The 20,793-nt window shown below is 72.3% G+C and carries 17 protein-coding genes; 7 read left to right on the plus strand and 10 right to left on the minus strand.

Going from position 1 to position 20,793, the window contains the following annotated elements; translation table 11 throughout:
* The first annotated feature begins 84 nt into the window (after positions 1 to 84).
* Both F9C41_RS19525 and F9C41_RS19530 read left to right on the plus strand, forming a co-directional pair.
* Positions 85 to 2,292 carry an alpha-galactosidase gene (locus F9C41_RS19525; RefSeq protein ID WP_155388251.1) on the plus strand — a complete coding sequence of 736 codons (2,208 nt, stop codon included), beginning with the start codon at positions 85 to 87 and terminating at the stop codon, positions 2,290 to 2,292.
* Positions 2,289 to 2,897, plus strand: coding sequence for an SGNH/GDSL hydrolase family protein (locus F9C41_RS19530; protein ID WP_155388252.1), 609 nt, complete (start codon positions 2,289 to 2,291; stop codon positions 2,895 to 2,897). The genes F9C41_RS19525 and F9C41_RS19530 overlap by 4 nt, the downstream gene beginning before the upstream one ends.
* A 95-nt stretch (positions 2,898 to 2,992) precedes the next feature.
* Here F9C41_RS19530 and F9C41_RS19535 read toward each other — a convergent pair whose 3' ends face one another.
* Both F9C41_RS19535 and F9C41_RS19540 read right to left on the minus strand, forming a co-directional pair.
* The gene (locus F9C41_RS19535; protein ID WP_155388253.1) at positions 2,993 to 4,078 is read right to left on the minus strand and encodes a DNA alkylation repair protein; all 1,086 of its coding nucleotides are present in this window, start codon (positions 4,076 to 4,078) and stop codon (positions 2,993 to 2,995) included.
* A gap of 147 nt (positions 4,079 to 4,225) precedes the next feature.
* A complete protein-coding gene (locus tag F9C41_RS19540) occupies positions 4,226 to 4,660 on the minus strand; it encodes an SRPBCC family protein (RefSeq protein ID WP_155388254.1) in 435 nt (144 codons plus the stop codon).
* Positions 4,661 to 4,780: 120 nt separating this feature from the next.
* On the opposite strand from F9C41_RS19540, the gene F9C41_RS19545 reads away from it, so the two are divergent.
* A complete protein-coding gene (locus tag F9C41_RS19545; RefSeq protein WP_155388255.1) occupies positions 4,781 to 6,028 on the plus strand; it encodes a serine hydrolase domain-containing protein in 1,248 nt (415 codons plus the stop codon).
* Positions 6,029 to 6,034: 6 nt separating this feature from the next.
* On the opposite strand, the gene F9C41_RS19550 is transcribed toward F9C41_RS19545, so the two are convergent.
* The 4 genes from F9C41_RS19550 to F9C41_RS19565 form a co-directional block, all read right to left on the minus strand.
* Positions 6,035 to 6,862 carry a DUF72 domain-containing protein gene (locus F9C41_RS19550; protein ID WP_155388304.1) on the minus strand — a complete coding sequence of 276 codons (828 nt, stop codon included), beginning with the start codon at positions 6,860 to 6,862 and terminating at the stop codon, positions 6,035 to 6,037.
* A 38-nt stretch (positions 6,863 to 6,900) separates the two neighbouring features.
* On the minus strand, positions 6,901 to 7,785 hold the full coding sequence (locus F9C41_RS19555; RefSeq protein ID WP_155388256.1) for an exodeoxyribonuclease III: 885 nt from the start codon (positions 7,783 to 7,785) through the stop codon (positions 6,901 to 6,903).
* Positions 7,786 to 7,887: 102 nt separating this feature from the next.
* A complete protein-coding gene (locus F9C41_RS19560) occupies positions 7,888 to 8,760 on the minus strand; it encodes an alpha/beta hydrolase family protein (protein WP_230689762.1) in 873 nt (290 codons plus the stop codon).
* Positions 8,761 to 8,938: 178 nt separating this feature from the next.
* The gene (locus F9C41_RS19565) at positions 8,939 to 9,964 is read right to left on the minus strand and encodes a LacI family DNA-binding transcriptional regulator (RefSeq protein ID WP_155388257.1); all 1,026 of its coding nucleotides are present in this window, start codon (positions 9,962 to 9,964) and stop codon (positions 8,939 to 8,941) included.
* 246 nt (positions 9,965 to 10,210) lie between these two features.
* Between F9C41_RS19565 and F9C41_RS19570 the strand changes: the two genes are divergently transcribed.
* The 4 genes from F9C41_RS19570 (at position 10,211) to F9C41_RS19585 (ending at position 15,630) form a co-directional block, all read left to right on the plus strand.
* Positions 10,211 to 11,140, plus strand: coding sequence for a carbohydrate ABC transporter permease (locus F9C41_RS19570; RefSeq protein WP_155388258.1), 930 nt, complete (start codon positions 10,211 to 10,213; stop codon positions 11,138 to 11,140).
* Between the two features lie 2 nt (positions 11,141 to 11,142).
* Positions 11,143 to 12,069, plus strand: a complete 927-nt coding sequence (locus tag F9C41_RS19575) for a carbohydrate ABC transporter permease (RefSeq protein ID WP_155388259.1) — start codon at positions 11,143 to 11,145, stop codon at positions 12,067 to 12,069.
* A gap of 57 nt (positions 12,070 to 12,126) precedes the next feature.
* Positions 12,127 to 13,467, plus strand: a complete 1,341-nt coding sequence (locus tag F9C41_RS19580; RefSeq protein WP_155388260.1) for an extracellular solute-binding protein — start codon at positions 12,127 to 12,129, stop codon at positions 13,465 to 13,467.
* 120 nt (positions 13,468 to 13,587) lie between these two features.
* The gene (locus tag F9C41_RS19585) at positions 13,588 to 15,630 is read left to right on the plus strand and encodes a beta-galactosidase (RefSeq protein ID WP_407924706.1); all 2,043 of its coding nucleotides are present in this window, start codon (positions 13,588 to 13,590) and stop codon (positions 15,628 to 15,630) included.
* Between the two features lie 61 nt (positions 15,631 to 15,691).
* On the opposite strand, the gene F9C41_RS19590 is transcribed toward F9C41_RS19585, so the two are convergent.
* The 4 genes from F9C41_RS19590 to F9C41_RS19605 all read right to left on the minus strand — a co-directional run bounded on the left by F9C41_RS19590 (position 15,692) and on the right by F9C41_RS19605 (position 20,785).
* Entirely contained in the window at positions 15,692 to 16,120 is a 429-nt protein-coding gene (locus tag F9C41_RS19590) for a hypothetical protein (RefSeq protein WP_155388261.1), read from the minus strand.
* A 136-nt stretch (positions 16,121 to 16,256) separates the two neighbouring features.
* Entirely contained in the window at positions 16,257 to 16,919 is a 663-nt protein-coding gene (locus tag F9C41_RS19595; RefSeq protein ID WP_155388262.1) for a response regulator, read from the minus strand.
* A complete protein-coding gene (locus F9C41_RS19600; RefSeq protein ID WP_196279846.1) occupies positions 16,916 to 18,040 on the minus strand; it encodes a sensor histidine kinase in 1,125 nt (374 codons plus the stop codon). Before F9C41_RS19600 ends, F9C41_RS19595 begins: the two co-directional genes overlap by 4 nt.
* A 75-nt stretch (positions 18,041 to 18,115) precedes the next feature.
* Positions 18,116 to 20,785 (minus strand): tetratricopeptide repeat protein, encoded by a 2,670-nt coding sequence (locus tag F9C41_RS19605; protein ID WP_155388263.1) that lies wholly within the window; start codon positions 20,783 to 20,785, stop codon positions 18,116 to 18,118.
* Positions 20,786 to 20,793: the final 8 nt, after the last annotated feature.

Below are 20,793 nucleotides of genomic sequence, written 5' to 3' on the forward strand. Positions count from 1 at the left end.
TCCTGCGCTTGCCGCGACAGACTAAACATGATTAATTTACGTCGTCAAGTAACCTTGTCGTAACGTCCACGGAGGCTCTGAACCATGCATTCCGGCGCCGAAGCCGTACTCGCCCTGCGTGCCGGAGGCGCGGCCTTCATCGTCGAGGTGCGCCATCCCACCCCCCGTGTCCTGCACTGGGGCGCGGACCTCGGCGACCCCGCCGACGGCCGCGGCGACGACCTCCGGCTCACCGCCGAGCCCGCCGTCCTCAACAACTCACCGGACCGGCCCCGGGTCCTGTCCGTCTGGCCCAACGCCTACGACGGCTGGTCGGGCACCACCGCACAGGCCGGCAACGCGCTCGGACACGCCACCACCCCCCGCCCCGCGCTCGACTCGCACCACCTCGACGTGCCCCCCGACGGGATCGGCGGCCGGCTCACCTTCCGCTTCCTCGACCAGGTCACCGCCCTGCGCTCCACGATCACCTACGAACTGGACCGGTTCGGCGTGCTCGCCGTGTCGATGAGCGTGCAACGCGACGCCGCCCTCAACCCGGCGACCGGCGCGACGCCGTACACCCTCGACGGCCTGCTCGCCCTGCTGCCCGTGCCCGAACGCGCCACCGACCTGCTCGACTTCACCGGCAAGTGGTGCCGCGAACGCGCCGCCCAGCGCACCCGGTTCGGCTTCGGCACCCACCTGCGCGCCACCCACCGCGGCAAGCCCGGCCACGACTCGCCCTACCTGCTCGTCGCCGGCACCGAGGCGTTCGGCTTCGGCCACGGCGAGGTCTGGGCCATGCACCTGGCCTGGAGCGGCGAGCAGCGCTACCTCGCCGAACGCCTGCCCGAGGCCGCCGGCGCGTTCGCCGCCGTCATCGGCGCCGGCGAAGCCCTGCACTCCGGCGAGGTCATCCTCACCGACGGCGACCGCTACGACGCCCCGACCGTCCTGTTCACCTGGTCCGACGCCGGCATCGACGGCGTCGCCGACCGGCTGCACCGTCGCCTGCGCGACCGCCCCCACCATCCGGCGACACCGCGCCCGCTCGTGCTCAACACCTGGGAGGCCGTCTACTTCGACCACGACCTCGACCGGCTCACCCGCCTGGCCGAACGGGCCGCCGAGGTCGGCGTCGAACGCATCGTGCTCGACGACGGCTGGTTCCACCGCCGCCGCGACGACACCGCGGGCCTCGGCGACTGGCACGTCGACCGCGACGTCTGGCCCGACGGCCTCGACCCGTTCGTCAAGGTCGTACGCGCCCACGGCATGCAGTTCGGGCTCTGGTTCGAACCCGAGATGGTCAACCTCGACTCGCAGCTCGCCCGGCGCCATCCGGACTGGATCCTCGGCCCGCGTACCGGCCTCGGCCCCAGCGCCCGCCAGCAGTACGTGCTCGACATAGCCCGCCCCGAGGCATACGCCTATCTGCTGGCGCAGATCGACGCCCTGGTCCGCGAATACTCGATCGACTACCTCAAGTGGGACCACAACCGCGACCTGCTCGAAGCCGTCAGCCGGCAGCCCGACGGCGACCGGCCCGGCGTGCGCCGGCAGACCCTCGCGCTCTACCGGCTGCTCGACGAGCTGCGCGCCCGCCACCCCGACCTGGAGATCGAGACCTGCTCCGGCGGCGGGGGCCGCATCGACCTCGGCATCCTCGACCGCACCGACCGGGTATGGGCCTCCGACTGCAACGACCCCGTCGAACGCGTCCAGATCGAACGGTGGACCCGCGCCCTCGTACCCCCCGAACTCATCGGCTCGCACCTCGGCGCGGCCCGTGCCCACACCACCTCCCGCACCACCGACCTGTCGTTCCGGCTCGTCGCCTCGCTGACCGCCCACGCCGGCATCGAACAGGACCTCACCGCCGCGACCGACGGCGAACTCGCCGCGATCACCGCCTGGTCACGGCTCTACCGCGAGCTGCGGCCGCTGCTGCACACCGGGCGCGTCGTCAACGCCGACCTGGCCGACGACGCGACCGCGCTGTACGGCACCGTCGCCCACGACGGCTCCCGCGCCCTGTTCACCTGGGTCCGGTTCCACACCTCACCGGCCGGACAGGCCGGCCGCGTCCGCTTCCCCGGACTCGACCCCGCCGCCCGCTACCGCGTCGCCGTCCGCGAAGAGCTCGGCGCGGCAAGCCGCCACCAGGGCCGCGACCCCGAATGGATCACCCGCGCCACGCGCGGACCGATCGAACTCTCCGGCGCCGTGCTCGCCACCGCGGGCGTGCCGATGCCGACCCTCAACCCCCAGCAGGCCATGCTCCTCGACCTCGAAAGGATCAACCCATGACCAAGCCGACCGTCCTGTTCGCCGGCGACAGCATCACCGACTGCGAACGGCGCGACGACCCCGCCGGGCTCGGCGACGGCTACGTCCTGCGGATCACCCACGCCCTGGCCGGCCAGGCGCGCTGGATCAACCGCGGGATCAGCGGCAACAGCACCCGCGACCTGCGCGACCGGTGGACCGCCGACGTGCTCGCCGAGCGACCCTCGCTGGTCAGCATCCTCGTCGGCATCAACGACACCTGGCGGCGCTACGACAGCGGCACCGTGACCACCCCGGCCGACTTCGAAGCGAACTACCGGGCGCTGCTCGACCCGCTGGCCGCCGACGGCGTCGCACTCGTGCTCGTCGAGCCGTTCCTGCTGCCCGTGCGGGCCGAGCAGGTCGAGTGGCGCGAAGACCTCGAACCGAAGATCGACATCGTACGGGAGCTCGCCCGCGAGTACGCCGCCGTGCTCGTGCCGGCCGACACCGCCCTCAACGCCGCGGGCGATGCGGCCGGGCTCGCGCCCGACGGCATCCACCCGAGTCCCCACGGCACCGACCTGCTCGCCAAGCTGTGGCTGGACCACGCGGCACCGCTGCTGACGGCGCTGCCGCCGCGCTGAACCGCCCCTGACCGGTCCGCTCCCGCCACGGTGCCGGACCGCAGGCGTCCGCGTCCCGGGACGTGCACCCTCCCGGGACGCGGACGTCGCCGTCCTCAGTGGCCGTCGTGGAGGGTGACCTCGGCGCCGGCCAGCACACGGCCGTTGACCTGAATATCGATGCGGTGCGGTCCCGGGTAGAGCCGGCGCACGCTGACGTGCTGGAACGTGTGGCGGCGGGTGACCTGGCGGGGGAGCCCGGGCTCGAGATCGGCGGTGGTCAGCTTGAACACCTTCGGCGCGCGGGGCCCGCGCGCTCCCGCATGGTGCACGACGTAGTCGACGGCGGCCCGCACGCCGGTGTCGGCGGTGAGCGTGAACGCGATGGTGACCTGCCCGCCGATGGGCAGCGTGCCCGGCGTGACGGTCAGGCCGGTGACGGCGACGTCCGCGCCGTGGTCGAAGCCGAGCAGCCCCAGCGCCTCCGGATGACCCTGCTTGACCAGCGAGCGCAGCGCGTGGCGGATCACCCAGGCGGTGCCGTCGCCACCGGTGGCGGCCCAGCGCCGGGCCGTGGCCAGGGCGACGTCGGGGTGGTCCTTGGTGATGTCGTTGAGGTGGTTGGCGACCGAGCGGCGGACGTACAGCTCGGGGTCGTCGTGCAGGCGGTCCAGCACCGGGATGGTGACCTGCGGGTCGGCCAGCGTCGGCACTCGCGACGCCCACGGCAGCCGGGGCCGGGAGCCTTCCGAGGCCAGCCGCCGCAGGTGCTGGTCGGGGTCGGCGGCCCACACGTGCAGTTGGGCGAGCGTGCGTTCGGGGTGCGCGGCGAGGTAGGGGCGGATCGCGAACTCGGCGGTGGCGTGCGGGGTCAGCGCGGCGAGGGTGGGCAGCGCGTCGTCGGGGTGGCCGAGGCCGTGCCCGGCGACGTAGTCGGTGGCGGGCCAGCCGCTCCACATGTCCAGCGGGCTCGCGGCGACGGCCTCGCGCAGGACGCGTGCGGCGTGCGGGAAAGGCTGCGGCAGGAACGCGGCGAGCTGGGCGGCCACGGCCGACACGCGCTGCTTGAGCGCGAGCGGCTCCAGCCCGCGGCCCGCGGCGGCCGTGAAGTCGGCGGTGGGGAACGCGGGGTGGACGCGGGAGACGGCCGCGGCCAGCCGGGCGATGCTGGCGTCGTTGACGTGGTCCTTCAGGTCGGCCATGACGGTTCCGGTTCCCCTTCGTGCCCTGCGCGGTCCGGCACCCTGGTCGAGCCGGTGCGATCAGTAGACACGACCCCTCTGACATGCTCGAACGCTGCAGTCGGGCGGGCGATCACGGTGGACGCGACACCCGCGCCGGGCGGGCGGTCAGCGCGGGGCGAAGCGGGCTTCGAGCCGGTCGAGGGTGCGGGTGATCGCCCGGCGGTTGCGGCGCGGGAACCAGCTGAGGCTGATCAGCAGCGGCACGCGCGCGGTCGACCAGTCGAACTCCTCGGTGACCTGCGTGGTTCCGTCACCGGCCGGTTCCAGCCGCCAGCGCCAGCGGTGGCCGTTGAAGTGCCGCCACGCGATCAGGCGGCCCTCCTCGAACTCGACCACGGTGTTGAGGATGCGGTAGCCGGCGCCCATGCGCATGTCCATGCCGAATTTCATGCCCAGCGCCAGCCGGCGAGGGGCGCCCCGGGCGGCCAGCACTGATCCCGACCCGTCGATGAGGGGGTGCTGGGCGGGGTCGGCGAGCAGTTCAAAAATCTCCTGCGGTGTGGCGGAGACGGTCCGGTTCCCCCGGATGAGGCGGCGCATCCGCGCACTCTACCGAGGTGCCGCGCGACGCCGGGACCTGCCGGTTGTCGGACATGCGTGTGCTCGGAGCATTTGCTGATTGCGTGTTTTTCGGCCTTTCTGTCCCTATACGCTCCGGGAATGATTCGGCCAGTTCGTCGCGCTGCCGCCGCAGGGGCCGTCGCCGTCGTGCTCCTGCTGGGCGCGTGCACGGTGCCCGCGGACGCGGCGACGTCCGCGACGGCGCAGGCGCCCGACGCGCAGGGGATCGCGAACGTCGTCCGCGCGGCGATGAAGGACCAGTCGCTGCGGGCCGTCATCGTCAAGGTGACCAAGGGCGACCAGGTGGTGACGTCCGAGGCGTTCGGCGAGTCTCTCGACGGGGTGCCCGCCACCACGGACATGCGTTTCCGCAACGGCGCGGTCGTCTTCGCGTACCTCGGAACCCTGCTGCTGTTGTTCGTCGAGGAGGGCAAGGCCGCCCTCGACGACACGATCGACCGCTGGATGCCGGAACTGCCCGAGTCCGGCAAGGTCACCCTGAAGATGCTGACCAACCAGACCACGGGCTACCCGGACTTCGAGACCGACCCCGGCTGGAACGCGGCCTTCAACGCCGATCCGTTCCAGTCGTGGACGTTCGAGCGGCGGCTGAAGTACGCGTTCTCCCGGCCCATCCAGTTCGCGCCCGGCGCGAACTGGAGCTACTCGCACACCAACTTCATGATCCTCGGCGAGATCCTTGCGAAGATCGGCGGCAAGGCGCTCGACGTGCTGCTGCGCGAGAGGGTCATGGAGCCGATGGGGCTGAAGAACACCGTCGGCAGCCAGACCGGGGCCGTCCCGGAGCCGGCGCTGCACTCGTACAGCTCGGAACGGCGCGAGGCGCTGGGCGTGCCGCCGAAGACCGCGTTCTACGAGGAGGCCACGTACTGGAACTCCGACTGGGGCACGCCGGTCGGCGCGAACCAGACGTCGACCATCGACGACCTGGCGACCACCGCGATCGCCGTGGGCACCGGCAAGCTGCTGTCTCAGGCGAGCTATAAGGCGATGACCGACCCGAACCTGCTGGGTTTCGGGCAGGCACAGGCCGACTGCGCGCCGTCGTGCTTCAAGCAGATCGTCGGGTACAACTACGGCCTCGGCGTGGTCCGCTCGGGCGACTGGCTCCTGCAGGATCCGCTGCTCGGCGGCTACAGCGCCACGGAGGCGTACCTGCCGCAGGAGAAGATCGGCATCTCCGTCGCGACCACGTTCCTGCCGGGCGCGTTCGACTGCAAAGGCGTCTACCCGAACTCCAGCGACACGCTGTTCCGGCTGATCGGCGCGTACGTGGCGCCGGACAACGCCCCGCCGATGCCGCCCCCGTACAAGAAGGCCTGCTGAGGCGGATCAGAACAGCGTCAGCGGTTCGGTCGGCGCAGGCTGGGGCAGCGGCCGCAGGTCCGGCACGCGGGCGCGCACCTCGTCGTGGAAGCGGCGGGCGAGTTCGGGCGCGTCGGCGTTGTCGGGGGTGTGGATGAACACGGTCGGCGAGCGCCCTTCGCGCAGCCAGCCGGCGACCGTCTCGACCCAGGGCTGCCAGCCCTCGACCGTCGCCGCGGTGTCGTCGCGGCCCAGGTAGCGGATGATCGGCCGGTCGGTGAGCGCGCGGGAGCGGTGCGGCATGCGCGGCTTCTTGGTCCACGCGTCGCGTTCGGCGTCGCTGGTCGGCGGGGACCGGAAGAACGCGACGGTGTCGAACGAAACCCATTCGGCGTCCGCCGCGGCGAGCACGTCTTCGAGGGCCCGCGTCGGGCGGGCGTCGTCGAAGAACGCGCGGTGGCGCACCTCGACGGCATACCGGTGGTCGCCGGGCAGGCGGCGCAGGAACGCCGCTAGCACAGGCACATCGGCCGGGGTGAACGAGCCCGGCAACTGCAGCCAGACGGCGTGGGTGCGCGGGCCGAGCGGTTCGATCGCGTCCAGGAAGGCGCGCAGCTCGGTGTCGGCGTCGGTGAGGCGGCGCTCGTGGGTGATCGGCTTGGGCAGCTTGACGACGAACCGGAAGTCCGGGTCGGTCTGCTGCGCCCAGGAGACCACCGTGCTGCGAGCCGGGGTCGCATAGAAGGTCGTGTTGCCCTCGACCGCGTCGCACCAGCCGGCGTACGCCCGCAGGCGCTCCTCGGCCGTGCTCGGATGCGGCAGGAAGCGCCCCTGCCACGCCTTGAGGCTCCACATCGCGCAGCCGACGTGCAGGCGTGGAGTGTCCGCGCCGCTCACTTGTCGTCCGGGGTGGCCGGTGCGGCCTGCGGCAGGCGGGCCTTGCCACGCCGGGCGGCGGGTGCGGACGGCGGCGGCACGACCGGTCCGATGTCGCCGTCCGGGGCCTCGTCGAGGTCGACGACGACGGGGGCGTGGTCGCTGGGACCGGTGCCCTTGCGGGCGTGCCGGTCCACCCAGGCGGCCTTGACCCGTTCGGCGACCGGCGTGCCGGCCAGCACCAGGTCGATGCGCATGCCGAGGTCCTGGTGGAACATGCCCGCGCGGTAGTCCCAGTACGAGAAGACCCGCTTGTCGGGCCAGTGGTCGCGGACGACGTCGTGCAGCCCGGCCGCCTGCAGTTGCGCCAGGGCGGCCCGTTCGGGGGCGGTCACGTGGGTCTGGCCGGCGAACGCGTCCGGGTCGAACACGTCGGCGTCGGTCGGCGCGATGTTGATGTCCCCGGCCACGATCACGGCGTCCGGACCTGCGGCGACGAGGTCGCGCAGCGCGGCGAGCCAGGTGAGTTTGTACTGGTAGTGGTCGGAGTCCGGGGTGCGGCCGTTGGGCACGTACACCGAGTGCACGCGGATGCCGCCGCAGGTCGCCGACACCGCCCGCGCCTCGGGGTGCGGGAAGCCGGGTCCGCCGGGGATGCCGGTCACGACGTCGTCGAGCCCGACCCGGGACAGGATCGCGACTCCGTTCCAACGCGCCTCGCCGTGCGCCGCGTACTCGTAGCCGCGGTCGGCGAGTTCCTTGCTCAGCAGCTCGGCGAAGGCGGCGTCGGCGAGCTTGGTCTCCTGCAGGCAGACCACGTCGGGCCGCCGCTGGTCCAGCCACGGCAGCAACCGGGGTAGCCGCTGCTTGACCGAGTTCACGTTCCAGGTCGTCACCCGCATTCGATCCACGATATACGGGCCGCGACGGCGGCGTACCCGATGGCGGCGGCACACGGAAAGCGCGGCGGGGACCAGCCCCCGCCGCGCGTCCGTGGAGGTGCTTCAGCAGGCGTTGGTGCGGAAGTCCGACACCGCCGTGCCGCTGTAGCCGCAGGTGAACGGCGTGAAGCGGGCGTCCTGGTTGAGCCAGCGCTTGAACCAGGAGACCAGGGCCCGCGAGGTGGTCGCGTTGGTGGTCTGCGGGAAGAAGTGGCTGGCGCCGTTCAGTTCGACGTAGCTCTTGGACCCGCCGAGGGAGTTGTAGAACGGGATGGAGTGCGAGCTGACACCGGCGACCGTGTCGCTCTCGCCGCCGATGATCTGCACGGGCTCGTTGACGTTGTTCCAGGTCTTGTCGGAGTTCCACGGCGCGAGCGGCACGCCGGCCTTGACGTTGCCGGTGGTGTCGGCCGCCAGGGCCTCCAGGGTGCCGCCACCGCCCATGGAGTGGCCGGCGACGCCGCGGCGGCTGCCGTCGGCGCGGGAGGTGATGGCGCTCGGGGCCGAGTTCACCGCCCAGTTGAGCGCGGCCAGCAGCTGGCTGCCGCGGCTGGCGGGCTGGTCGTAGACGCTGTTGGTCTCGATGCCGACGACAACGAAGCCCCAGGAGGCCAGGCGCGGGCCGATCCAGCTGATGCTGGACCAGCGGGCGGTGAAGCCCGGGGACACGGCGACTACCGGGTAGCGCCCGGCGGTGCTCGGGTAGTAGGCCACGCCGCCGCCGAAGCCGCTGACGAGGCTGGAGATGTTGTAGGTGGACACCGAGAAGCTGCCGTTGCCGGTGATGTTGGACGAGGTCGGCGCCTGGCCGATCTCGTCGGCGTACGCGGGGGCGCCGGTGCCCAGGGCGGTTCCGGCGGCCAGGGCGGTGGCGACGAACGTGGTGGCGATCAGGCGGGTGAGCCGCCGGCGGGGGGACGAGACGGATTGCTGCACTGTTCCACTCCTGACGGTGAGGAACCAGCTCCCCAGCAGCGGTGCTGCGGGGGACGGAGAGCTGGTCGATCGAGCAGTGGAGTCAGTTTCATCGATGTTAACGAGACGGGCATCGGCAGAATCACCGGTCGAACCGGTGGCAGCCCGGCGATGCGGGTAAAGCGGTAGATCGGCGTGATTACCGGCTGTCGCCCGGCGGCGGGGCGGTGCTGGTGCGCACCTGCAGGCGGGTCGGCACCAGCGCGGTGCCGTGTTCGGTCTCGCCGCGCTCGATCTGGCGCAGGATGCCCTCGACGCAGCGGCGGCCGACCTCGGCGAAGTCCTGGTGGACGGTGGTCAGCGGCGGGATGAAGCTGCTCGCGTCCGGGATGTCGTCGAAGCCGACCACGCTGACGTCGGCGGGCACGGCGCGGCCGCGTTCGTGCAGGGCGCGCAGCACACCTAGGGCCATCTGGTCGTTGGACACGAACACGGCGGTGCAGCCGGGTTCTTCGGCCAGGGCGAGCCCGGCCCGGTAGCCCGATTCGGCCGACCAGTCGCCGTGCAGCGGCGGGGGCACGTCGCGGCCGGCGGCGGCGAGGGTGTCGCGCCAGGCCTGGGCGCGCCGCTGGCTGGCGAAGGACTCCTCGGGCCCGGTGACGTGCCACACCGTGCGGTGGCCCAGTTCGAGCAGGTGCGTGACTGCCTGGCGGGCGCCGTCGGCCTGGTCGGTGTCGACGACGGTGTACCGGTCGTCGGCGTCGGAGTCGACGACCACCACCTGCACGTTGGGCGGCAGGGTGACCGTCGCGGCGTCGAGCAGGTGCACTTCCATGATCACGATGACGCCGTCGACGGCGAGTTCGCCGAGCCGGGTGAAGGCGCCGAGCACGCTGTCCTGGGTGGGCATCGCGACGGGGATGAGCGTGATGGCGTATCCCTGCAGTGCCGCGTGCGTGGCGATGGCCTCCAGGGTGCGGCTGTTACCGGTGCTGGACAGGGTGAACAGGATCACGCCGATGGTGCGGAACTGGCCGCTCTTGAGCGCGCGGGCGGCGCTGTTGGGCCGGTAGTCGAGCTGCTTCATCGCCGCGAGGACCTGCTGGCGGGTGGTGCCGACCACGCTGGGGTGGCCGTTGGCCACGCGGGAGACGGTCTGCGAGGAGACGCCGGCGAGCCGGGCCACGTCGGCCATCGACACCCGGGACGCCTTCGGCCGGCTCATCCGGTGCTCCCTTCGTTCGACTCCCGCCGGGGCGTCGCGTGCTTCGTGTAACGAATCCGAAACCGCTTCTTGACGCCTGTTCGGCGTCGGTGACACTATCACCGAGCTGATGTTTACGTAAACATTACGCAACGTGATCGAGTCATCCCCGTTCGTGCGAGGTCGGTGTGATTCGGCAGCGGCGCTATGTTTGCGTAAACATCTGATCTGACCAGCCACTCTTGAGATCTGTCGGAAGGAGGAGACATGACGGTGCTTGCCCCTCCGACCATCTCGCGCACCGGTCAAGCCGACCGGGGGAGACCAGCGCGACGCCGCCGGTCCTGGACCGGCTGGGCGTTCGTCGGCCCGTTCATGGCGGTGTTCGCCTTCGTCTTCGTCGCGCCCATCGCCTACGCGATCTACCTGAGCGTGTTCCGGACCCGGCTGATCGGCGGCACCAGCTTCGTCGGCCTGGAGAACTACCAGCAGGTGTTCACCGACCCGCAGTTCTGGTCGGCCACCTGGCGGGTCACCCTGTTCCTGCTCGTCCAGGTGCCGATCATGCTGGTCCTGGCGCTGCTGATCGCCCTGGCCATCGACAGCGGCAGGCTCTACGGCAAGGCGTTCTTCCGCGTCGCCGTGTTCATGCCCTACGCCGTGCCCGCCGTGGTCGCGACGCTGATGTGGGGCTTCATGTACGGGTCCCGGTTCGGCCTGGTCGGCAACATCAACGACACCTTCGGCGTATCGCTGCCCGACCCGCTCTCCCCGGACCTGGTGCTCGCCTCCATCGGCAACATCGTCACCTGGGAGTTCGTCGGCTACAACATGCTGATCTTCTACAGCGCGCTGCAGGTCGTGCCGAAGTCGCTGTACGAGGCCGCCGAACTCGACGGCGCGAGCCAGCTGCAGATCATCCGGTCGGTCAAACTCCCCGCGATCCGCGGCGCGCTGCTCATCGCGACGATCTTCTCGATCATCGGCAGCTTCCAGCTGTTCAACGAGCCCAACATCCTGCAGAGCCTCGCGCCCAACGCGATCACCACGTACTTCACCCCGAACATGTACGCGTACTCGCTGTCGTTCTCCGGCCAGCAGTACAACTACTCCGCGACCGTCGCGATCGTCATGGGCATCCTCACCATGATCGTCGCCTACGCCGTCCAGCTGCGTGGCACGCGGAAGGACAAGTAGCCATGACGACGCACCCCCACCCCACGACCACGGCCGCCCCGAAGCCGGCGCCCGCCCGCGCCGCCCGTAGGGCCGTACGCCGGGACAAGCAGCGGCGCAGCCCGCTGCTGACCGCACTCACCGCGCTCATGCTGATCTACAGCCTCGTGCCGCTGGTCTGGCTGCTCATCAACGCCAGCAAGACCCAGGAAGGCCTGTTCAGCTCGTTCGGGCTGTGGTTCGACGACGACTTCGCGCTGTTCACCAACATTCGCGACACGCTCGCCTACGACAACGGCGTGTTCGTCCGATGGCTGCTCAACACCCTGCTCTATGTGGTGCTGGGCGCCGGCGGCGCGACCGCGCTGGCCACGCTGGGCGGATACGCCCTGGCGAAGTTCGACTTCCCCGGCAAGCGCGGCGTCTTCGCCGTCGTCATCGGCGCCGTCGCGGTGCCCGGCACGGCCCTGGCCGTGCCCACCTTCCTGATGTTCTCCAAGCTCGGGCTGACCAACACCCCCTGGGCCGTGATCATCCCCTCGCTCATCTCCCCGTTCGGCCTCTACCTCATGTGGACGTTCGCGGCCTCGGCCATACCCGGCGAGCTGCTGGAGGCCGCGCGGGTGGACGGCGCGGGCGAGCTGCGCACCTTCCTGCGCATCTGCATGCCGCTGCTCGCGCCCGGCATCGTCACGGTCGCGCTGTTCACCATGGTCGCGACCTGGAACAACTACTTCCTGCCCCTGATCATGCTCAAGGACCCGGACTGGTACCCGCTGACCCTGGGCCTCAACGCGTGGAACGACCAGGCCGCCACCGCCGGCGGGCAGGCCATCTTCCACCTCGTGATCACCGGCTCGCTGCTGACGATCCTGCCGCTGCTGGCCGCCTTCCTGTTCCTGCAGCGCTACTGGCAGTCCGGCCTGGCCGCCGGCGGCGTCAAGGACTGAACACCACCGACCTCACCGCTCACGAAATGCGCTACACCCCCGTTTGAGAGGACACCGATGTTCACCAACCGACGCGCGTTCCTGCGCACAGCGGCGCTCGCCACGGCCGCGATCACGACCGCGGCCCTGGCCGCCTGCGGCTCCGACGACGGCGGCGACACGACCACCCCGGTCTCCGCCGACCAGGTCCAGGCCGCACTCGACAAGGGCGGCTCGATCACCGTCTGGGCCTGGGAGCCGACCCTCAAGCAGGTCGTCACCGCCTTCGAGGCCAAGTACCCCAAGGTCAAGGTCAACCTGGTCAACGCCGGCACCGGCAACGACCAGTACACCGCGCTGCAGAACGCGGTCGCGGCCGGCTCCGGCGTCCCGGACGTCGCGCAGATCGAGTACTACGCCCTGCCCCAGTTCGCCCTCGGCAAGTCGCTGACCGACCTGGCCGCGTTCGGCTCCGGCGAGCTCGACGGCACCTTCACCCCCGGCCCGTGGTCGTCGGTGAAGACCGGCGGCGGCACCTTCGGCCTGCCGATGGACTCCGGCCCGATGGCGCTGTTCTACAACAAGGAGGTCTTCGACAAGCACAAGATCGAAGTGCCGACCACGTGGGACGAGTACGCCGCGGCCGCCAAGAAGCTGCACGCCGCCGACCCGAAGGCCTACATCACCAACGACACCGGTGACGCCGGCTTCACCACCAGCCTCATCTGGCAGGCCGGCGGCAAGCCGTTCGCCGTTGACGGCACCAACGTCAAGCTCAACCTCGCCGACGAGGGCTCCACCAAGTTCGCCACCACGTGGCAGACGCTGATCAGCGACAAGCTGCTCGCGCCCGTCGGCTCGTGGAGTGACGGCTGGTACAAGGGCCTCGGCGACGGCAGCATCGCCACCCTCGTCATCGGCGCGTGGATGCCCGCCAACCTCGAGTCCGGCGTGCCCGCCGCGAAGGGCAAGTGGCGCGTCGCGCCCATGCCGCAGTGGACCGCCGGCGCCAACGCCGCGGCCGAGAACGGCGGCAGCTCGCTGGCCATCCCGAAGGCCGGCCCGAACAACGCGCTGGGCTACGCGTTCCTCAAGTACGCCACCGCCGGTGAGGGCGTGAAGATCCGCGTCGACAACGGCGCGTTCCCCGCCACCACCGCCGAGCTGAAGTCCGCGGAGTTCCTGGGCAAGGAGTTCCCGTACTTCGGCGGGCAGAAGGCCAACGAGATCTTCGCGAAGTCGGCCGCCGACGTCGTGCCCGGTTGGTCGTACCTGCCCTTCCAGGTGTACGCCAACAGCATCTTCAACGACACCGTCGGACAGGCGTACGTGACGAACAAGCCGCTGGCCGACGGCCTCAAGGCCTGGCAGGAGGCGTCCGCCAAGTACGGCAAGGACCAGGGCTTCACGGTCGGCTGACCGTAGCCCGCGCCGCGGGCGGGTCACGAACCCGCCCGCGACGTACCCCGCGCCGCGGGCGGCACACCCCGACCGCCTGCGGCGCGGCCCCTGGCCCGACCGCACAACCTCGCAAGGAGCATCCCTGTGACCCACCCCGCCCGCCCGCAGTGGCTGCGCCGGCCCGACAACGTGGCGCCCGGCATCGCCTACGGCGCCGACTACAACCCCGAGCAGTGGCCCCGTGAGGTGTGGCGCGACGACGTACGCCTCATGCGCGAAGCCGGGGTCAACATCGTCTCGCTCGGCATCTTCTCCTGGGCGCGGCTGCAGCCCGCCGAGCACACCTGGCGCTTCGACTGGCTCGACGAGGTCATGGGCCTGCTGTACGACAACGGCATCGCGGTCGACCTGGCCACCGCCACCGCCTCGCCGCCGCCGTGGCTCACCGCGAAACACCCCGAGATCCTGCCGGTCAACGAGCGCGGCGAGACGCTCTGGCCGGGCGGCCGCCAGCACTGGCGCCCCACCTCGCCGGTCTTCCGCGAGCACGCGCTGGCCCTGGTCGAGAAGATGGCCGGCCGCTACGCCGACCACCCGGCGCTGTCGGCCTGGCACGTGTCCAACGAGCTGGGCTGCCACAACGTCTACGACTACTCCGACGACGCGGCCCGCGCCTTCCGTACCTGGCTGCAGGCGCGCTACGCCACCGTGGAAGCGCTCAACCACGCCTGGGGCACGGCGTTCTGGTCGCAGGAGTACAGCGACTGGGCGCAGATCCTGCCGCCGCGGCTGGCCACCACCCACCCCAACCCGACCCAGCAGCTGGACTTCAAGCGCTTCTCCTCCGATGCGCTACGCGAACACCTGCGGGCCGAGCGTGACATCCTGCACCGGCTCACCCCCGACGTGCCCGTCACCCACAACTTCATGATCATGGGTGGGACCAAGGGCATGGACTACGCCGCCTGGGCCGCCGACATCGACTTCGTCTCCAACGACCACTACCTCGAGCCGGGCCCGCAGGCCTACGACGAGCTGTCGTTCTCGGCCAACCTGACCGGCAACATCGCCGGCGGCCGGCCGTGGTTCCTCATGGAGCACTCCACCAGCGCCGTCAACTGGCAGCAGATCAACATCGCCAAGAAGCCCGGTGAGCTGGCCCGCGACTCGCTCACCCACGTCGCGCACGGCGCGGACGCGGTCTGCTTCTTCCAGTGGCGGCAGTCCGCGGCCGGGGCCGAGAAGTACCACTCGGCGATGGTCCCGCACGCCGGTCCCGACAGCGACGTATTCCGGTCCGTGACCGCCCTGGGCGCCACACTGCGTGAACTCGCGCCGGTCGCCGGGGCGACCCGGGAGCAGGCGCCCGCCGCGATCGTCTTCCACTGGGACTCGTGGTGGGCCGTCGAGGCAGACTCGCACCCCACCGACCGCCTGCGCTACCGGCAGGAGGCCCTGGACTGGTACACCGCGTTCCTGAACCTCGGCATCCGCGCCGACGTCGTGCCGCTGGGCACGGCGCTGGACGGCTACTCCCTCGTCGTGGCCCCGATGCTGCACATGGTCGGCGAACCGGTCGCCAAGGAACTGCAGGGCTACGTCGAAGCCGGCGGCCACCTGGTCACCACCTACTTCTCCGGCATCGTCGACGAGCACGACCACGTCTGGCTCGGCGGCCACCCCGGCGCGCTGCGCGACCTGCTCGGCGTACGCGTCGAGGAGTTCGCGCCGCTGCTCGACACCGAGACCGTGACGGTCGACGAGAGCCTGCCCGCGACCCTGTGGACCGAGCGGGTCCAGGTCACGGGCCCGGACGTGGCCGTGCTGTCGCGCTACACGACCGGCGAGCACGCCGGGCACCCGGCCGTCACCCGCCGCACCGTCGGCGAAGGCTCGGCGGCGTACGTGTCGACCCGGCTGGGGCCGCAGGGCCTCACCACGGTGCTGGACGGACTGGCCGCGGCCGCAGGGGTGACGAGTGAGCTGCCGCCCGGGTCGCGCGGCGGCGTCGAGCTGACCGTGCGCCGCCGTGGGCAGGAGCGCTTCGGCTTCCTCGTCAACCGCACCGACCAGCCGCTCCCGGTCACCGACCTGCCCGGCGAGCCGCTCGTCGGGGCACGGGGGCGCAACGGTGAGCTGTCGCTGCCGCCGCGGGGTGTGGGCGTGGTGCGGCTGGCCTGAGCGCCCGCCGGTGACGGGCCGGGACCGCGTGCCGGCGGTCCGGATCCGTCACCGGCGGTGCTCAGTGCCGGTACTCGTGGTGGCGCCACAGCATGGCGGCCAGCATCGCCGGCAGCATAAGCAGGTGGCCGCCCATCATCAGTGCCTCACCGGAGACCGCGCCGAACGCGTAGGGCACCAGCAGGACCAGGAACGGCAGGTACATCGCGGCGGACATCTCGGCGATGCGGGCCCAGCCGTGCCGCCGGAACCGCATCCACAGTGCCATGCCGACGGTCATGTTCGTGGCCATGACCAGCACGTTCGGGACCGTCAGGTCGGACAGGCCGGGCCAGGCCAGCGACCACAGCGGACCCAGGGCGACCATGCCGACGACCATGGCGACGACCATCTCGGCGAAGTGCAGGGCGAAGCGCAGGTTCTTGCGGGTGGCCGACCGGGCGGGAGCGTGTTCGGCAGAGGCGGTCGAGCCGGGCGCGGGAGTCGTCATGCAGCCATCCTGAACCGGCTGGTCCGTGCACACAGGTGCCAGAAGTCATGGTTACCGGTCACGATCGGGCCGAGGCGGCCGCCGGGCGGGCGGTGGGCAAAGACCTGACCCGGGCCCGGAGCCCTGGGGGCGTCGGTCACAGCAGGTCGAGGGCGCGGGCCCGCAGCGCCGCCTGGGTGCGGTCGCGGGCGCCGAGTTTGGCCAGCAGGCCGCTGACATGGTTCTTGACCGTGCCCTCCGCCAGGAACAGCGCCGCCGCGATCTCCCGGTTGGACCGGCCGTCGGCTAGCAGGCGCAGCACCTCCAGCTCGCGTTCGGACAGCGGCACCACCAGCGGCTGCGGCCGGGCGGCCGGCTGTTCGTCGGGCAGCCGCGCGAACCGGGCCACCACCTTCGCGGCCACCGACGGCTGCAGCACCGCCTCGTCACGGGCGGCGGCGAGGACCGCCTCCACCAGCTGCGCCGAAGACGCGTCCTTGAGCAGGTAACCCAGCGCCCCGGCACGCAGCGCCGCGAACACGTCCTCGTCGTCGTCGAACGTGGTCAGCACGATGACCCGCACCCCGGGATGTTCGACCCGCATCCGCCGGGTGGCCGCCACCCCGTCCAGGACCGGCATGCGCAGGTCCATCAGCACCACGTCGGGCCGCAGCTCGGCGGCGCGGTCCAGGGCCTGCGCGCCGTCGCCGGCCTCGCCGACCACCACGATGTCGTCCCGGACGCCGAGCAGCACGGCCAGCGCCTCACGGAACAGCGACTGGTCGTCGGCGAGCAGCACCCGCACCGGCCCGGCACTCACCCCGGCACCTCCACGCTCAGCGTCGCCCCGCCGCCGGGCGCCGACTCGATGCTCATCCGGCCGCCGGCGTGCGCGGCCCGCTCGCGTAGCCCCAGCAGGCCGTAGCCGGACGGGCCGTCCGCGTCGGCGGCGATGCCGGCGCCGTCGTCGCGGACCTCCAGCCGGACCGCGGCCGGGCGGGTGTAGTCGAGGACCAGCTCGGCCCGGGTGGCCCGGGCATGTTTGCGCACGTTGGTCAGCCCTTCCTGGGCCGCCCGGTAAAGCGACTCCTGCGCGGCGGTCATCAGCGGCCGGGCCTGGCCCGTGATGTCCAGGCTGGTCGGCACGCCCGACGCGGAGGCCTGCTCGGCCAGCTCACGCAGCGCCTCGGCGAGCGGCGCGCGCGGCCGCGGTTCGCGCATCGCGCCCACCGAGCGACGGACCTCCGCCAGCGCCTCCTCGGCCTGCACCTGGGCCTTGGCCAGCACGGCATCGGCCCGGACCGGGTCCGTGCCCAGCACCGCCCGGGCCGCCTTCACCTGCATCTGCACCACTGTCAGGGAGTGGCCGAGCCCGTCGTGGATGTCACGGGCGACCCGGTTGCGTTCCTGTGCCACGGCCAGCCGCTCGACCTGCAGCGCGTACTCGCGCAGCTGCTCGTGGGCCCGGGTCAGCTCCTGGCGGGCCTGCTGCTCGCGCACGATCAGGCGGGTCAGCACGGCGGCGAACGCGGCCGCGGCCAGCATGCCCAGCCCCTCGCGCAGCCCGGCCCGCCACTCCATGCCCAGATGCGCGAACGGCACCAGGCCGACCACCACCAGCGCGCCAGGCAGCGGCAGCAGCAGCGCGCTCTGACTCACCAGCACCAGCAGCAGCAGGATCGCGCCGACCGTCGCGCCCGACGTCACGAAGACGGCATAACCCAGCAGCAGCTGGGCCGCCACGAACGTGACGTGCAGGGCTCGCCCCGACCGGCGGCGCACCCGGCCGAAACCGACCGTGGCCGACCCGACGTACACCGCGCCCAGCACCACCGCGGCGACCGGATGGTGCGGCATGGCCACCGGAGGCTCCGCCACGACGACGCCGGCGACCAGCGTCAGGTACGCGGCCACGGTCAGCGCGTGGAGGGCACGGTGCACGCCCTCCACTGTGGCCGGTAGCGTGCACCCGGTCAACCAAGATCCGTGGAGCGACGTCCGTCGGAAGTGAGCCGGTCAGGCGGATGCCGGCGCGGCCGCCGTCACGCCGGGCGGCGCGGTCCACGACGCCAGCAGCAGCGCCACCTCGCCGGTACGCAGATGGTCGTCGCTCTGCACGGCCCGCATGTCGGCCAGCACCGCGGTCAGCTCGCCGACCGCGCCCGCCACGTCCCCGCCGCGGTGGCGCAGTTGCGCGTGCAGCTGACGGGTGCGCAGCGCCCGCGGATGGGCGTGCCCCAACACCTGCTCCACGACCGTCTGCAACGCGGCCAGCGCCGCCATGCCCGCCTCCGGATCGTCGGCCAGGCCGGTCCAGTAGGCCAGGTTGGTGCGGAACGTCAGCGTCGTCGGGTGCCGTGGCCCGAGCGCCCGCTCGGCGTCCTTCGTGGCGACCCCGAACTCCTCGACCGCCGCCGCCGGCTGCCCGGCCAGACCGCGCCAGTACGCCAGGTTGTGCCGGGCGGTCAGCGTGTCGTGGTGCAGCGGCCCGTGCACCGCGACGAGCCCCTCCACCGCGCGCTGGTACGTCTGCACGGCCAGGTCCGCGTCGCCCGCCTCGCCGATCCAGCGCCCCAGGTCGGACAGGGCGTTGAGGCTGTCCGGATGCGCCGGGCCCAGCCGCCGCGCCAGCTCGTCCGCCAACTCCGCATGCCCGTCCCGCGCCGCGGCCGCGTCGCCGGCCAGGCCGCGGCACAGCGCCGCATACCGCCGGGCCATCACCGTCACCGGATGCTCCGCGCCGAGCGCGGTCGTGGCGTGCGCGAACAGGGGCACCAGCGCGCTCTGCGACGCGCTGGGCGAGCCGAGCTCGAACGGCTGCCGGGCTTCGTGCAGGCGGATCCACAGCGTGTCCGGGTCGTCCGCCCCGAGCAACCGTTCGGCCTCATGCCGCAGGCGGCCCAGTTCCGCGTGTGCCGCCGCGGGGTCGCCGAGCTCACCGACGGCCTGGGCCCGCTGCGCCGCCAGAAAGATCACGTCACGGTGCTCGCCGCCGAGCCGCACGCGGGCCTGCTGCAGCAGCTCGTCCACGGCGTCGCGGGCCGCGCCGGTCCGGCCCAGCGCCATCAGGTGCTCGCCGATCCGGCGCAGCAGCCGATGCATACCCCCGTGCCACAGGTGCTCGCCGGCTGCCCGGCGCAGCGCCAGCACGCTGTCGTAGAGCGCGGACACCGGCAGGTCAAGGTCCTCCGCCGCCCACGCCTCGTCCAGCGCGTCCGCGGCGGCACGCGCCAGGGCGGGCAGCTCGGTGTCCGGGACGGACTCCCGGACCGCGCGCTGCACCAGGGCGTGCATCGCCACCGTCGCCGCGTCGTGGGTGATCAGGCTGAGCCGGTGCAGCGCCCGCAACGCGGGCAAAGCCTCGCGCCGGTCCGCGCCGATCCAGGCCCGGGCCGCGCCGGTCAGCAGCAGCTCCTGCGGCACACCCACCGGGGCCAGCAGCGACACCAGCTCCAGCATGCGCTGCGCGGTGCCCGGCTTGGCCAGGGCCGCGGCCCGCTGCGCGGCCAGCTGCCAGGTGCTGGCCACCGTACGGTCGTGACCGTCGGCGGGCGAGGACGGCGGGAACAGGTCGGCCAGCCGCTCCCGCTCGTCGTCGAGCAGCCGCCGGTACGCCGCGACGCCGGTGCCCGTGTCGATGAGAAACGCCGCGGCCTGGGACAACGCGAGCGGGAAGTGCCCCAGCGCGGCCGCCAGCCCGGCCAGCTCGCCGTCGGGCGGCGGCTCGCCGTGTCCCGCCGCCGGGTCCAGCGACAGGCGGTTGCGCAGGTAGTCCACCGATTCCGCGCCGGTGAACATGCCCACCTGCACGACCCGCGCCGAGGGACGCAGCACCATCGCGTCGCGGCGGCGGGTCGTCACGATGCTGCGGCCGTGCTCGCCGATCGGCCACAGCCCGTCCAGGTCGGCCGGGTCGTCGGCGTCGTCGAGCACGACGAGCCACGGTTGCGGCGTGGCGCGCAGCCAGGCGACCAGCAGGTCGGCCTGCGTCTCCTCGTCGTGGCCGTAGCCGTCCGGATGCGCCGCACGCCCGGCCGCGGCGGCGGGCCCGTCCAATGCTCCGCCCGAGACCGCCCGCCAGACCCGGGCGTAGCCGGTCAGCAGCGACTGCCGCGACGACGCCGACACCCACGCGAACAGGCCCCCGCCGCCTCGCGCCCGATGGAACGCCGCGGCCGCGAGCTGCGACTTGCCCGACCCACCCGGCCCGGTCAGCAGCACCTGGCGCACCGCTCCGTCGCGCAGCGCGTCGTCGACGGCCGCGGCCAGGTCCGAGCGCTCGCGCAGCGACGCGGCGTCGCTGGGCGGGCGGCCGACCACCAACTCCGCCGCCGTGCCCGTGGCCGGCGGTGTGCGTACCGCGGTGCGCTGCTCGTGCGCGGCCCGCCACAGCTGCCGCCACCGTTGCAGCGACTGGCCCGTGGCCGACCCGCCCACGGCGGTCTCGACGGCCTGGACGAGCGCGTGCACCTGCTCGAAGTCACGGGGCACCGAGCGGCCGTTGATCCATTCGCCGAGCCGGCGCGCGTTGACGGCGATCCGCCGTCCGGACGGCAGCGCGATGCCGCTCGCCCGGCGCGCCAGCACCTCGTCGGACATGTCGGGCAGGCGGCGGCGCAGCTGCGCCAGCGCGGCCGTGAACGCGGTCCGGGGCGCGGAGTCCTGATCGTGCGACCGTTCCGCCATCGTGGCCC

Source organism: Catellatospora paridis (assembly GCF_009720365.1).
GTDB lineage: Bacteria > Actinomycetota > Actinomycetes > Mycobacteriales > Micromonosporaceae > Catellatospora > Catellatospora paridis.